The sequence below is a fragment of the Sinorhizobium sp. NG07B genome (assembly GCF_002532005.1).
Lineage (GTDB): Bacteria > Pseudomonadota > Alphaproteobacteria > Rhizobiales > Rhizobiaceae > Sinorhizobium > Sinorhizobium fredii_C.
In genome coordinates this window covers 399,060-412,800 of sequence record NZ_NWTD01000001.1, presented here as the reverse complement: position 1 = coordinate 412,800, position 13,741 = coordinate 399,060, and the positions used below count along the sequence as shown (strand labels likewise).

Genomic DNA, 13,741 nt, shown 5'->3' with positions numbered 1-13,741 from the left:
GCTCAACAACCAAAAAAGGGAACAGCATGAAGAAGACATTGAAGCTCCTGGCGGTCGCCGCCGCCCTGTCGATCGCCGGCGCCGTTGCCGCTTCGGCCGAACAGGTCAAGGTCGGCATTGCAGCCGAACCCTACCCGCCCTTCACCTCGCCGGACGCGAACGGCAACTGGGAAGGCTGGGAGATCGAGTTCATGAAGGCGATGTGCGCCGAGGCGAAGCTTGATTGCGTGATCACCCCCGTCGCCTGGGACGGCATCATCCCGGCGCTGACGTCGAAGAAGATCGACCTGATCGTCGGGTCGATGTCGATCACCGCGGAACGCCTGAAAACGATCGACTTCTCCGACAAATACTACAACACGCCGACAGGCATCATCGGCGCCAAGGGCGAGGACTTCAAGCCGACGCCGGAAGGGCTCGCCGGCAAGACGCTCGGCGTGCAGGTGGCGACGGTGCACCAGGCTTATGCGACCAAGCATTTTGCCCCGGCCGGCGTGGCGGTCAAGGAGTACCAGACGCAGGACGAGGCCAACCAGGACCTCGCCGCCGGGCGCCTCGATGCGGTGCAGGCCGATGCGATCGCTCTCGACGCCTTCCTGAAGAGCGATCAGGGCAAGGAATGCTGCGATTACAAGGGCGAAGTCGCCCAGGACATCGACGTGCTCGGACCGGGCGTCGGCGTCGGGCTGCGCAAGGGCGAGACCGAACTCAAGGACAAGATCAACGCGGCGATCAAGGCGATCCGGGCCAACGGCACCTACGACGCCTTCTCGAAGAAGTATTTCGACTTCGACATCTACGGCGGCTAGGCCGTAGCCGGCCGGCAGCTTCAGCGCTGCCGGCCCTTGATCTTCGAGGAGCTGGGTGGCGATGGCCGCGGAACCCTTCATCAACTGGAGCCTGCTGGCGCTCGCGGCGCCCGGCTGGGGCGGCGTTCTGCTGCAGGGCTTCCTGCATTCGATCGAGATCGCCGTCGGCGGCTATGCGCTCGGCCTGCTGCTCGGCGTCGGCGGCGCCTTCGGCAAGCTCTATGGCGGGCCGGTGTTGCGCGACCTGCTCGAGTGCTATACGACCATCGTGCGGGCGGTGCCCGAGCTCGTCCTCATCCTGCTTCTCTACTATGCCGGCACCGACCTCCTGAACCAGGTCCTCGGCGCCATGGGGATCGGCACCGTCGATATCAGCGGCTTGGCAGCCGGCATCTTCGTCATCGGCTTCGTCCAGGGCGCCTATTCGACAGAGGTGCTGCGCGGCGCTATCAAGGCGGTGCCCGCCGGGCAGATCGAGGCGGCGCGCGCCTACGGCATGTCACCGATGAAGGTTCTCAGGCGCATTACGCTCCCCGCGATGCTGCCCTATGCCATACCCGGCCTTGCCAATCTCTGGCTGATCGCCACCAAGGACACGGCGCTGCTTGCCGTCGTCGGCTTCAGCGAACTGACACTCGTCACCCGCCAGGCGGCCGGCACGACCAAGGCCTATTTCCTGTTCTTCTGCGCCGCCGGCGCGCTCTATCTCGCCCTGACGCTTATCTCCAACCTTTTCATCGGCATCATCGAGCGCCATGCCAGGCGCGGCTTCGCGGAGCAGCGATGACCGACGAAACCACCCACGCGCTCGCGCTCGCCCCCGAGGATCTTCCCAAGCCGGAGAACTTTCTCAAACCGCATCGCATCGTCCTGATGCTCCTCTTCGCCGGCCTCGTCGTCGCAGTCGCCGTCTTCATGCGTTGGGATTGGCTGCCGCGCTACTTGCCAAGACTCGGCTCCGGCATCCTCGTCAGCCTGGTCATGCTGTTCAGCACCGCACTCCTCGGCTTCCTGCTCGCCGTTCCCCTCGGCCTCGTCCAGGTGACGGGCCCCTGGTTCCTCAAGGCCCCCGCCCGCCTGTTGTGTACCGTCATTCGCGGAACGCCGCTGCTCTTGCAGCTCTGGCTGCTCTACTACGGCCTCGGCTCTCTCTTTCCGCAGTTCCCGGCGATCCGTCATTCCTTCCTCTGGCCCTATTTGCGCGAGGCATGGCCGTATGGGGTGGCGGCGCTCACGCTTTCCTTCGCGGCTTACGAGGGCGAAGTGATGCGCGGCGCCTTTGCCGGCGTGCCGCGCGGAGAATTGGAGGCGGCTCGCGCCTACGGCATGGGACGCTGGACGAAGTTCCGGCGCATCTGGCTGCCGCGGGCCGTCCACCGGGCGCTGCCGACGCTCAACGGCGAGACCGTGCTGCAACTCAAATCGACGCCGCTCGTCGCCACCATCACCGTGGTCGACGTCTATGCGGTGATCTCCAAGGTGCGGCAGGAAACCTATCTCACCTACGAGCCGCTGCTCTTGCTGGCGCTCATCTACATGTGTCTGACCGGCATTCTGGTCGTCGCCTTCCGCTATTTCGAAAACCGCATTCCCACCCGTGGTGCCTGAGATGAAAATTGCCGCTGCGATCAGCAATGCCTTGCCGGAACTCGTCACCATTCGCCGGGACCTGCACGCCCATCCGGAACTCGGGCTGGAAGAACGCCGCACGTCGGCCTTCATCGCCGGCCATCTCGAAGCGCTCGGCTACGAGGTGGCGACGGGACTGGCGAAAACCGGCGTCGTCGGCACGCTCAGGAATGGCAGCGGCCCCCGTTCGATCGGCATCCGCGCCGATATCGACGCCTTGCCGATCCATGAGGAAACCAGCCTCGACTATGCCAGCAAGACGCCGGGACTGATGCATGCCTGCGGCCACGACGGCCACACGGCGATGCTGCTCGGCGCCGCCCGGGCGCTTGCCGAACGAAAAAATTTCAACGGCACCGTCCACCTCATCTTCCAGCCGGCCGAAGAGAATTTCGGCGGTGCGAAGATCATGATCGACGAGGGTCTGTTCGAGAAGTTCCCATGCGACGCCGTTTTCGCGCTTCACAACGCGCCGAATCTCCCCTTCGGGCAGTTTGCATTGCGCGAGGGTCCGATCGGGGCCGCCGTCGACGAGGCACGCATCACCGTTCACGGCCGCGGCGGTCATGGTGCCGAACCGCAGGAGACGGCCGACCCGATCGTCTGCGGCGCCAGCATCGTCATGGCTCTGCAGACCATCGTGTCGCGCAACATCCATCCGATGGACCCGACCGTCGTCACCGTCGGCGCCTTCCACGCGGGTTCGGCGAGCAACATCATTCCGGAACGGGCGGAGATCGTCGTCGGCATCCGCTCCTTCGATCCATCCGTTCGCGACGAACTGGAGCGCCGAATCCGGATGATCGCCGAAGCACAGGCGGCAAGCTTCGGCATGCAAGCGACCGTCGACTACCAGCGAAGCTACGATGCGACGATCAACCACAAGGCGGAGACGGATTTCGTCCGCGACCTCGCGATCCGCTTCGCCGGGGCAGACAAGGTCTTCGATCTCGCCCGCCCCTATATGGGCAGCGAGGACTTCGCCTATATGCTCAAGGAGAGGCCGGGGACCTATTTCTTCCTCGGGTCTCGGATGACCGGCGAGGAAAAGTCGCTCCACCACCCGGGCTACAATTTCAACGACGACCTGCTGCCGATCGGCGCGGCCTTCTGGACAGAGCTCGCCGAGGCCTATCTGGCGCGACCGTAGTCCTCCAGCGCATGTCGCCCAAAAGTGTGCATGGGGTTTTGGAACAACGACATGCACGAAAAAGATGGTCCAAAATGCCACAGGCGAAACATTGCCGCAGTGTGACAACGTGGCGGGCTGCCCGTTATTGACCTTTGGCAATTCTGCATCAAATTCAATCACACGATGAAGTCGAGCCGCCGCTCGATGAGCGAATGAATGATCGTGCGGGATGCAAGGGCTCCTGCGCCTCCGCCCTCACCGCCCGGGCTGAAAGGATCGCGCCCCGTGTTTGAAGCCTTCGATGCGACAGTGCTTGCGCGCATTCAGTTCGCCTTCACGGTCTCGTTTCACATCATCTTTCCCGCCTTTTCCATAGGACTCGCGAGCTATCTCGCGGTTCTCGAGGCGCTGTGGCTTTGGAAGAAGGACGAGGTCTATCTCGAGCTCTTCAACTTCTGGAAGACGATTTTCGCCGTCGCCTTCGGCATGGGCGTCGTCTCGGGCATCGTCATGTCCTATCAGTTCGGCACCAACTGGAGCGTGTTCTCGGACAAGGCGGGCCCGATCATCGGACCGCTGATGGGGTACGAGGTCCTGACGGCCTTCTTCCTCGAGGCAGGCTTCCTGGGCATCATGCTGTTCGGCCTCAACCGGGTCGGTCCGAGACTGCATTTTTTCGCAACCGCCATGGTCGCGCTCGGCACGCTGATCTCGGCCACCTGGATCTTGTCCGCGAACTCCTGGATGCAGACCCCGGCGGGCTTTGCAATGAACGAAGCCGGACAGTTCATTCCGGTCGACTGGTGGGCAATCATCTTCAATCCGTCCTTCCCCTACCGGCTCGTGCATATGGTGCTCGCCGCCTATCTGACGACGGCGTTCGTCGTCGGCGCCTGCGGCGCTTGGCATCTGTTGCGCCACACTGCGCCTCGGCGTGCCCGGACGATGTTCTCGATGGCGATGTGGATGGCAGCGATCGTCGCGCCTATCCAGATTCTCGCCGGCGACCTGCACGGCCTCAATACGCTCGAGCATCAGCCGACCAAGATCATGGCGATGGAGGGTCACTATCACAGCCATCCCGACGGTGCCCCGCTGGTGCTCTTCGGCATCCCCAATTCAGCGGAGAAGCGCATCGACTACGCAATCGAAGTGCCAAGACTCGGGAGCCTCATTCTGAAGCACGATCTCGATGCACCGCTCGCCGGCCTCGACTCGATTCCCGAAGAACTCCACCCTCCCGTCGGCATCGTCTTCTGGTCGTTCCGCGTGATGGTCGGCATGGGCCTGGCCATGCTCGGGATCGGCCTCTGGTCGCTCTGGTGTCGGTACCGTGGCACACTCGCCACCGATGCCTGGCTGCACCGCATGGCGGTGGCAATGGGTCCGGCGGGATTTGTCGCGGTGCTTGCCGGCTGGATCACTTCCGAGGTCGGGCGGCAGCCCTATACTGTCTATGGCCACCTGCTGACGGCCAATTCTGTGTCACCGATCGAGGCTCCGGCCGTCGGCGCGTCGCTCGTCGCCTTCATCATCGTCTACTTCCTCGTCTTCGGCGCCGGCACCTTCTACATCCTGCGGCTGATGGCGCGCCTGCCGCGCGATACCATGCCGGAACTCGACGAGGGGCCGCTGCGCACGGCCGGCGTCACCCCTGGCCCGGCAGCGGCGAGACCCAATGGAGGCCCGCATGGCCATTGACCTGCCGTTCATCTGGGCCGCGCTTATCGCCTTCGCGGTGCTCGCCTATGTGGTGCTCGACGGCTTCGATCTCGGCGTCGGCATTCTCTTTCCGTTCTTCCCGGAGAAGCACGATCGCGACGTAATGATGAATTCCGTGGCACCGGTATGGGACGGTAACGAGACATGGCTCGTGCTCGGCGGGGGCGGCCTGATGGCCGTCTTCCCGCTCGCCTATGCCACGGTCATGCCAGCGCTTTATGCGCCGATCATCGGCATGCTTCTCGGCCTCATCTTCCGCGGCGTCGCCTTCGAATATCGCTGGCGCACGCGACGCGGCGAGTTTTTGTGGAACTGGGCCTTTGCCGGCGGCTCGACGCTCGCAGCCTTTTCCCAGGGGCTGGCGCTCGGCGCGCTCATCCAGGGGATTCCGGTCGAAGACCGGGCCTATGCCGGCGGTTGGTGGGACTGGCTGACGCCGTTCTCGATCGTCACCGGCGCGGCGATCGTCATCGGCTACGCGCTGCTCGGCGCGACCTGGCTGATCATGAAGACGCGCGGCGATCTCGCCGAGCGTGCTCGCGCCATCGCGCTGAAATGCGCCTTCGCCACCGTGGCGGCCATGGGCATCGTCAGCCTCTGGACGCCATTTCTCGAGCCGGTCTATCTGCAGCGCTGGTTCGGCTGGCCGACGGCGATCTTCAGTGTCATCGTGCCGCTGCTCGTTCTCGGCTGCCTTTACCTGCTGCTCAAGGGCATCCAGCAGCGCCACGACCGCCAGCCCTTCATCGCCGCCCTCGGCCTCTTCCTGCTCGGCTATATCGGCATCGGCATCAGCTTCTATCCCTATATGGTGCCGCCGTCGCTCACCATCTGGGACGCCGCGGCACCGAACGACAGCCTCGCTTTCCTGCTCGTCGGCGCGCTCGTGCTGGTGCCGATCATTCTTGCCTATACCGCCTATGCCTACTGGGTGTTCCGCGGCAAGGTCGATCCGGAAGAGGGCTATCACTGATGGGCGCGCTCGGCCGCCGGCTCCTCTGGTTCGTCTGGCTCTGGTTCGCCGGCGTCGCGGCGGTGAGCGTAGTCGGGCTCGCGATTAAGCTCGCGCTCGGCAGCTAATTAGGGAAAGCCCCGCTCAAGCTTGCGGACCTACCGTCTTCCTACACATCGGCAGGCAATCGCCGACGGAGACAGGACCGCACCCTACTCCCCAGCGATCGCCTGCCGAGGTGACCAAGCAGCGGGCTAGGCAACTCGCCACGGGCGCTGCGGCGGTTTTTCCCCTTCTCAGCCGGCGTCCGCTTTGCTAGCAGTTCGGCGCGATGGAACGGGGCGCGATCCGCCCCGGCAGGAGCCGGACATGCCAAAGACCCCCGCAGAATGCACGACGATGGCGGATGTGCGCGCTCAGATCGATCGGCTCGACCGCGCGTTGATGGCGCTCTTTGCCGAACGCTGGGGCTATATCGACCGGGCTGCCGAGATCAAGCGCCCGCTGTATCTCAAGGCAGACATTCCGGCGCGCGTCGCAGAGGTCCGGGAGAATGCCCGCAGGCACGCGATCGAATTCGGGCTCGACCCGGACTTCTATGAGCGCTTGTGGACACAGCTCATCGACCATGCGATCGCGCATGAGCGCAAGCTCCTCGGCGAAGACGAGGAGTAAGGCTCCGGCCCTTCAGCCGTTGGCGACAAGGCGTCCGTCGTCGCCGCGACCATCGTCGAAACTGTTCTTGCGACTGAGATAGCCTTCCCAATCGAAGGCACTCTGAACGATATGTTCGAGGCTCGCATGGGTCGGCACCCAATCGAGCTTCAATCGCGCGACGGTCGGATCGGCGACGACCTGGGCCGCGTCGCCCGGGCGACGCGGCCCGTAATCGATGCGGAAGTCGCGGCCGGAAACCTGCCGCACCGTGTCGAGGACCTGCAGCACGGAAAAGCCTTCGCCATAGCCGCAATTGCTGACCAGCGGACCGCCCCCACCGCTTAGATATTCAAGCGCTTTCCGATGGGCGGCAACCAGGTCGCTGACATGGATGTAATCGCGAATGCCGGTGCCGTCCGCCGTCGGATAGTCGGTGCCGAAAACATCGACCTTGCGGCGCCTGCCGAGCGCGGCTTCGCAGGCGACCTTGATGAGATGCGTGGCGCCGAAGGTCGACTGCCCCGCACGCCCCAGCGGATCGGCGCCGGCCACATTGAAATAGCGAAGCGCCACATAACTGAAATCATGCGCCGCCGCCGCGTCCTCGAGCATGATTTCCGACATCAGCTTGGAACGGCCATAGGGGCTTTCCGGACGCAGGGCCGCCGTTTCCTTGACCGGATCCGGCGTCTCCTGGGTGCCGTAGACGGCAGCCGTCGATGAGAAGACGAAGCGGCGCACGCCGGCCTCTATCGTCGCGGCAATCAGGGTGCGCGTTTTCGCCGTGTTGTTCTCGTAATAGGCGAGCGGTTTGGCAACCGATTCCGGTACAACGGCCGAGCCGGCAAAATGGACGACCGCGTCGATCTCGTTCTCGGCGAAGATCCGCGCCAGCGCCGCCCGGTCGCCCACGTCACCGAAATAGAAGCGCGCCTCCGGCGCCACCGCCCAGCGGAAGCCGGTCGTCAGGCTGTCGAGCACGACGACGGTCTCTCCCGCGTCGAGCAGCGACCAAACCATATGGCTGCCGATATAGCCCGCTCCGCCTGTCACCAATATGGCCATGGCTGCCTTCCACCCCCGATTGAACCCGGGAACAGGAAAGACGGGCGATGCTTACGGAATTGGTAAATCGCGGCGCCGGCGCCGCTCTTCACCGGCTATTCCTGCGGCGGTGGTTAAGCACCCGCCACGGCAATCATTCGGATTTTATCGATCGGCCCGCAACGGACGAATCTTGGATCAGCGATCGAGGATATAGGTGCGCAGACGGTCCGCGGCCTCTGCGATCTGGGCCGGGTCACGCAGGAAGCAGGCGCGCATGAACAGCGACCCGCCCTCGCTGAAAGCCGTTCCCGGAGCCAGTCCGACCCCGGTCTTGTCGACGATGTCGATCGCCGCCCGGCGCGAATCCGTGACGCCGTCGATCTTCAGGAAGGCGTAAAGCGCCCCGTCGGGCTTCAGGGTCTCGACGCGATTGGTGGCAATCAGCGTGTCGCAGAGCAGGTCGCGATTGCGTCGGGCCTTGGTGACGTTGTCGTCGACGAAAGCGTCGCCTTCGTCCAGGGCGACGACGGCGCCGCGCTGCATGAATTGGGCGACCCCGGAGGTCGAATACTGGATCAGGTTCTCAAGCACTTGGCCCATGGCCGGCGGCGCCACGATCCAGCCGACGCGCCAGCCAGTCATCGCCCAGTTCTTGGAGAAGGAGTTGACGAAGAGGATGCGGTCGTCGTCCTCCATGATGTCGAGGAAGGACGGCGCGCGTCGGCCGAGATAGTAGTAGAGCGCGTAGATCTCATCGGCGATGATCCAGATGCCATGCCTGCGCGCCAGCGCCAAGATGGCCTTGAGATCGTCGGGCGACGCCGTCCATCCGGTCGGATTGGACGGCGTGTTGATGAACAGCGCCCGCGTCTTATCGCCGATCGCCGCCGCAAGGCGGTCGAGGTCGAGCTGCCATTTGCCGTTCTCGAAGCGCAGCGGCACCGAGACCGGCCGGACGCCGGAGAGGTCCGCGGCGGCGGCGAAATTCGGCCAGGCCGGGGTCAGGAGAACCATCTCGTCGCCGGGCGAAGCGATTGCCTCGATCGCAAGCTTGATCGCCTGCATGCCGGATCCGGTGACGTAGAAATTCTCCGGCGCGAGCGTCTTTTGGAAGCGGCGCTGATAATAGCGCACCAACGCCTCGCGCAACGGCGGGATGCCGCGCTGCCACGTATAGAAGGTCTGGCCGGCCACCAGCGCGTCGGCCGCTGCCCGGCTGATGAAGTCCGGCGTCGGAAGATCGCCCTCACCGACCCAGAGCGGGATCAGGCCATCGCGACCACGGGCATAGTTCACCACTTCGACGATGCCGCTTTCGGGCGCCGCAAGAGCGCGGGGACTAAGGCTGGTCATGGTCGTCATCAGCGGCGGCCTCCTGAATTGCCCGCCGCTTCTAGACGTTTTCGCACCCGTGATCACACGATTTTCTCTGACGAACTTATCGATTTCTGTGATGATTTCGCTGCCGTCAGGCCCGCTGCTTCAAGATATCCCGTATTTCCGACAGCAGCCGCACATCCTCAGGCGGCGGCGCGGCCGGCTCCGGTGCCTTCTCTCGTTCCACCGAGGCGCGGATGCGGTTCACCGCCTTGACCAGCAGGAAGATGATCCAGGCAAGGATCAGGAAGTTGATGAACACCGTGATGAAGCTGCCATAAGCAAAGACCGCGCCCTGCTGGCGGGCTGCGGCCAGCGTCGGGGCGGTGACATTGGCGGAAAGCGGCAGAAAATAATTCGAAAAATCGAAACCGCCGCCGGTAATCGCGCCGACCACCGGCATGACGAGATCGTCGACGACCGAGGTGACGATCTTGGTGAAGGCAGCGCCGATGATCACGCCGACCGCCAGGTCCATCACATTGCCGCGGGCGATAAACTCTTTGAATTCGTTCAGCATGCGTCTCTCCGTAATATCCCCGTCCTTGAACGCTCGGCCGCGCCTGTCCCGCGCGGCAACCGCTGGTAGGAAACTAGACCAAAGCTCGGAGCGATGGAACCGCCGTTCGCGATCAAAGGCGGGCAGCGGCCCGTGGCGCGCGACGGCTGCCCCGTCGCGTCTTGGACTTAAGACGCATAAAGCAGCCAATTCTCAATGGGATGGACTTGCCCTATGCTGCCCGTCGAGGAGTGAGGCATGCTTTCGGGTTCGGTCATTTTCGCCTCGGCCTTCGCCTATCTGCTACTGCTCTTCGCGGTCGCAAGCTACGGCGACCGGCGGGCCAGCAGAAGCAGGATTGCCAGCAAGGGCAGGCCGCTGGTCTATGCGCTGAGCCTGGCGATCTACTGCACCTCCTGGACCTATTTCGGCGGCGTCGGGCTCGCCGCGGAGCATGGGCTCGAGTTCACCGGCATCTATATCGGGCCGATCCTGATGTTCACGCTCGGCATGCCGCTGATCCGCAGGATCGTGCGGCTCGCCAAGACCGAGAAACTGACCTCGGTCGCCGATTTCGTAGCGGCGCGCTACGGCAAGAACCCGGCGGTGGCGGCGATCGTCGCACTGATCTCGCTGGTCGGCGCCATTCCCTATATTGCCCTTCAGCTCAAGGCGGTCTCGAGCTCGGTCGCCGCGATGATCGACACCAGCGACTACGGCATCGGCGCGGGCGAAAATTTCATCGACCTGCCGCTGCTCGTCACCCTCTTCCTCGCCTGCTTCGCGATCGTCTTCGGCACCCGCCACACGGATGCCACCGAGCATCAGGACGGGCTGATCCTGGCGATCGCGATGGAATCGGTCGTCAAGCTCGTCGCCATGCTGACGGCAGGCTTCTACATCGTCTTCGTCCTGTTCGACGGGCCGGCGAATCTGTTGGAGGCGGCCCGACAAAGTCCCGCCGTCCTTTCCGCCCTCGAATACCAGACGCCCGCCGCCCGCTGGATCCTGCTGATCGTGCTCTCCGCCTTCGGCATCATCATGCTGCCGCGGCAGTTCCACGTCACCGTCGTCGAAAACCGCACCGATAACGAGCTGCGTACCGCCGGGGTGCTGTTTCCGCTCTATCTGATCGCCATCAACCTCTTCGTCCTGCCGATCGCCATTGCCGGCATCCTGACCTTCTCCGGCTCCGGCGACGCCGACCTCTATCTCTTGGCCCTGCCGCTCGCCAGCGACGTGCCGTTGATCACGCTCCTCACCTTCATCGGCGGCTTTTCCGCCGCCACGGCCATGGTCATCGTCGCCTCGGTGGCACTGTCGATCATGATCTCCAACGACATCGTCATGCCGGTCTTCCTGCGCCAGAGGCTCGGCACCCGCGGCACCCTGCAGGAGAGCGTGGCCGGGACGCTGCTCAACATCCGCCGCACCGCGATCTTTGTCGTGCTGCTGCTCGGCTACGGCTACTATCGCTCGGCAGACATGAGCTCCGGCCTCGCCTCGCTGGGGCTGCTCTCCTTCGCCGCCATCTCGCAGATGGCGCCGGCGCTCATCGGCGGCCTCGTCTGGCGGCAGGCAAACGCCCGCGGCGCGATTGCCGGAATGGTCAGCGGCTTCCTCGTCTGGGCCTATGTGCTGTTTCTGCCGAGCCTCGGCGGGCCCGACAATTCTCACGTGGCCTCGACGATCCTGAGCTTCCTCCTACCGTTTACGGATGTTTTTTCGGGGCCGCAGTCCGACCCGCTCGTCAATGCGTCGGCCCTCAGCATGCTAGTCAACGTCAGCGCCTATGTGCTCGGCTCGCTGACCCGGGCGCCGAAGCCGCTCGAGCGCTTCCAGGCCGGCGTCTTCATCACCCGCCGATCGCGCACGGAACGGGCCTTCCGCGGCCGCAAGACGAAGGTGACGGTACGCGACCTAAAGACTACGATCGCCCGCTACATGGGCGAGGAGCGCATGCAGCGCTCGTTCCACACTTATGAGCAGCAATCCGGCCGCTGGCTCGACGAAAACGCCTCCGCCGACATGGCCCTCGTCCATTTTTCCGAGCAATTGCTTGGCAGCGCCATCGGTTCCTCCTCGGCCCGGCTGGTGTTTTCGCTGGTGCTGCAGCGAATGGACGACACCTCTTCGGACACCGCTTGGCTGCTCGACCAGGCGAGCGAGGCGCTGCAGCATAACCAGGACATGCTGCAGACGGCGCTCTCGCAGATGGACCAGGGCATCGCCGTCTTCGACAATGCCAGCAACCTGATCATCTGGAACCGCCGTTTCCGGGAACTGCTCGATCTGCCCGAGGCGGCCGGCCAGGTCGGCTTCCCGCTTGCCGACATCGTGGCGATCCTGGCGCGCCGCGGCGACATCCGCAAAGACTATGAGAAGACGCTGGTCGCCAATTTCCTGACGCTCGACAAGCCGTTCCTGCTGGAACTCGGCAACGGCGCCCGTATCGTCGAGGTGCGGACCAACGCCATGCCCGACAAGGGCATCGTCACCACCTATACCGACATCACCCCGCGGGTCGCCGCCGACATGGCGCTGAAGCAGGCGAACGAAACGCTGGAACTGCGCGTCGCCGAGCGGACGAGCGAGTTGACGCGGGTCAACAAAGAACTTGGCGAGGCGCGCGCCGCCGCCGAAGACGCCAATATCGGCAAGACCCGCTTCTTCGCGGCCGCCGGCCACGACATCCTGCAGCCCCTGAACGCGGCGCGCCTCTACTCCTCATCGCTCGTCGAGCGGCTCGGAGATTCCGACAACAGGGCGCTGGTCCAGAACATCGACTCCTCGCTCGAATCGGTGGAGGCGATACTCGGTGCCGTGCTCGATATCTCGCGGCTCGACACCGGCGCGATGAAGCCGCGGCTACAGGCCGTGCCGCTCGATGATCTCTTACGGCGGATCGAGACGGATTTCGCGCCGATGGCGCGGGCGAAGGACATAGAGTTCACGGTCATGCCAACCTCGCTTGTCGTGCGCAGCGACCCGAACCTCTTGAGACGCGTCGTCCAAAATCTCGTTTCCAATGCGATCAAATACACGCTTGAGGGCAAGGTTCTCGTCGGCGTGCGCCGGCATAGGCAGACGGCGACGATCGAAGTGCTCGATTCCGGCATCGGCATTCCGGCGTCAAAGTTCCGCACCGTGTTCAAGGAATTCGCGCGCCTCGACGAAGGGGCGCGCACCGCCGCCGGGCTTGGCCTCGGACTTTCGATCGTCGACCGCATCTCGCGTGTGCTGAACCATCCGGTCAGCCTGCAGTCGGAGCCGGGAAAGGGCACCGGTTTCAAGGTTGCCGTGCCGCTCGATACCAGCGCCGCCGAACGGACAAGGCCGCAGCCGGTCGCCGCGCCGAAGTCGAGCGACGCGCTGAGCGGGCTGACTGTAGTCTGCATCGACAATGAACCGAAGATCCTCGAGGGCATGGCGCTGCTGCTGGGCGGCTGGGGCTGCACCGTCACGACGGCGGAATCGGTCGCCGCCTGCGACAAGATCGGCCCGGAACAGCTGCCGCTGCGGCCCGATGCGATCGTCGCCGACTACCACCTCGGGGACGGCACCGGCATCGACGCGATCGCCTCCATCCGGGCGCGCTGGAGAGAGAGCATTCCGGCGCTGATGGTAACCGCCGACCGCACCCCGGAGGTCCGCGGTGCCGCCGAGCGCGACGGCGTCTCTCTACAACACAAGCCGGTGCGCCCGGCCGCCTTGCGCGCCTGGCTGACGCAGCTTGCCGCAGCGGCACGGGCGGCGGCGGAATAGCAATCGTTTCACTTGGTTACAATTCTTGCCCCTCATCCGCCTGCCGGCACCTTCTCCCCGTACGCGGGGCGAAGGGACGCGCGGCTCGCTCCCGGTTCCCCGAATCCGCCGGCGAAAGAAGCGAGACGTGGCGGCATGCCCCTTCTCCCCGC

11 protein-coding genes are annotated in these 13,741 nt (G+C 64.4%); 8 read left to right on the top strand and 3 right to left on the bottom strand.

All coding sequences use genetic code 11. The features are described 5' to 3' along the window. The first annotated feature begins 26 nt into the window (after positions 1-26). The 7 genes from CO664_RS02020 to CO664_RS01990 all read left to right on the top strand — a co-directional run bounded on the left by CO664_RS02020 (position 27) and on the right by CO664_RS01990 (position 6,919). Complete coding sequence (locus CO664_RS02020) at positions 27-809, top strand: transporter substrate-binding domain-containing protein (RefSeq protein ID WP_097537804.1); 783 nt, start codon at positions 27-29, stop codon at positions 807-809. Positions 810-870: 61 nt separating this feature from the next. Beyond that, entirely contained in the window at positions 871-1,596 is a 726-nt protein-coding gene (locus CO664_RS02015; protein ID WP_097537803.1) for an ABC transporter permease, read from the top strand. Next, positions 1,593-2,417, top strand: coding sequence for an ABC transporter permease (locus CO664_RS02010; RefSeq protein WP_097537802.1), 825 nt, complete (start codon positions 1,593-1,595; stop codon positions 2,415-2,417). The genes CO664_RS02015 and CO664_RS02010 overlap by 4 nt, the downstream gene beginning before the upstream one ends. A gap of 1 nt (position 2,418) precedes the next feature. Next, entirely contained in the window at positions 2,419-3,588 is a 1,170-nt protein-coding gene (locus CO664_RS02005) for a M20 aminoacylase family protein (protein ID WP_097537801.1), read from the top strand. A 267-nt stretch (positions 3,589-3,855) separates the two neighbouring features. After that, complete coding sequence (locus tag CO664_RS02000) at positions 3,856-5,271, top strand: cytochrome ubiquinol oxidase subunit I (protein ID WP_097537800.1); 1,416 nt, start codon at positions 3,856-3,858, stop codon at positions 5,269-5,271. Next, positions 5,261-6,265, top strand: coding sequence for a cytochrome d ubiquinol oxidase subunit II (cydB, locus tag CO664_RS01995; RefSeq protein ID WP_037425988.1), 1,005 nt, complete (start codon positions 5,261-5,263; stop codon positions 6,263-6,265). The genes CO664_RS02000 and cydB overlap by 11 nt, the downstream gene beginning before the upstream one ends. Positions 6,266-6,613: 348 nt before the next feature. After that, entirely contained in the window at positions 6,614-6,919 is a 306-nt protein-coding gene (locus CO664_RS01990) for a chorismate mutase family protein (protein ID WP_097537799.1), read from the top strand. Between the two features lie 12 nt (positions 6,920-6,931). Here the strand turns inward: CO664_RS01990 and galE are convergent, their stop codons facing one another. The 3 genes from galE to mscL form a co-directional block, all read right to left on the bottom strand. Next, a complete protein-coding gene (gene galE / locus CO664_RS01985; protein ID WP_097537798.1) occupies positions 6,932-7,966 on the bottom strand; it encodes a UDP-glucose 4-epimerase GalE in 1,035 nt (344 codons plus the stop codon). Between the two features lie 177 nt (positions 7,967-8,143). Next, positions 8,144-9,310 carry a pyridoxal phosphate-dependent aminotransferase gene (locus tag CO664_RS01980; protein ID WP_097525619.1) on the bottom strand — a complete coding sequence of 389 codons (1,167 nt, stop codon included), beginning with the start codon at positions 9,308-9,310 and terminating at the stop codon, positions 8,144-8,146. A gap of 106 nt (positions 9,311-9,416) precedes the next feature. Continuing rightward, positions 9,417-9,845: a large conductance mechanosensitive channel protein MscL gene (gene mscL, locus CO664_RS01975; RefSeq protein ID WP_097537797.1), complete on the bottom strand. Its 429-nt coding sequence runs from the start codon at positions 9,843-9,845 to the stop codon at positions 9,417-9,419. Positions 9,846-10,082: 237 nt separating this feature from the next. On the opposite strand from mscL, the gene CO664_RS01970 reads away from it, so the two are divergent. Next, positions 10,083-13,589, top strand: a complete 3,507-nt coding sequence (locus CO664_RS01970; protein WP_097537796.1) for a PAS domain-containing hybrid sensor histidine kinase/response regulator — start codon at positions 10,083-10,085, stop codon at positions 13,587-13,589. Positions 13,590-13,741 lie beyond the last annotated feature (152 nt).

Bases quoted from the DNA above. Each gene is read 5' to 3' on its own strand.
- CO664_RS01980 (WP_097525619.1), bottom strand. From the start codon at position 9,310: ATGACGACCATGACCAGCCTTAGTCCCCGCGCTCTTGCGGCGCCCGAA.
- CO664_RS02005 (WP_097537801.1), top strand. From the start codon at position 2,419: ATGAAAATTGCCGCTGCGATCAGCAATGCCTTGCCGGAACTCGTCACC.
- CO664_RS02015 (WP_097537803.1), top strand. From the start codon at position 871: ATGGCCGCGGAACCCTTCATCAACTGGAGCCTGCTGGCGCTCGCGGCG.
- CO664_RS02010 (WP_097537802.1), top strand. From the start codon at position 1,593: ATGACCGACGAAACCACCCACGCGCTCGCGCTCGCCCCCGAGGATCTT.
- cydB (WP_037425988.1), top strand. From the start codon at position 5,261: ATGGCCATTGACCTGCCGTTCATCTGGGCCGCGCTTATCGCCTTCGCG.
- CO664_RS01970 (WP_097537796.1), top strand. From the start codon at position 10,083: ATGCTTTCGGGTTCGGTCATTTTCGCCTCGGCCTTCGCCTATCTGCTA.
- mscL (WP_097537797.1), bottom strand. From the start codon at position 9,845: ATGCTGAACGAATTCAAAGAGTTTATCGCCCGCGGCAATGTGATGGAC.
- CO664_RS02020 (WP_097537804.1), top strand. From the start codon at position 27: ATGAAGAAGACATTGAAGCTCCTGGCGGTCGCCGCCGCCCTGTCGATC.
- galE (WP_097537798.1), bottom strand. From the start codon at position 7,966: ATGGCCATATTGGTGACAGGCGGAGCGGGCTATATCGGCAGCCATATG.
- CO664_RS01990 (WP_097537799.1), top strand. From the start codon at position 6,614: ATGCCAAAGACCCCCGCAGAATGCACGACGATGGCGGATGTGCGCGCT.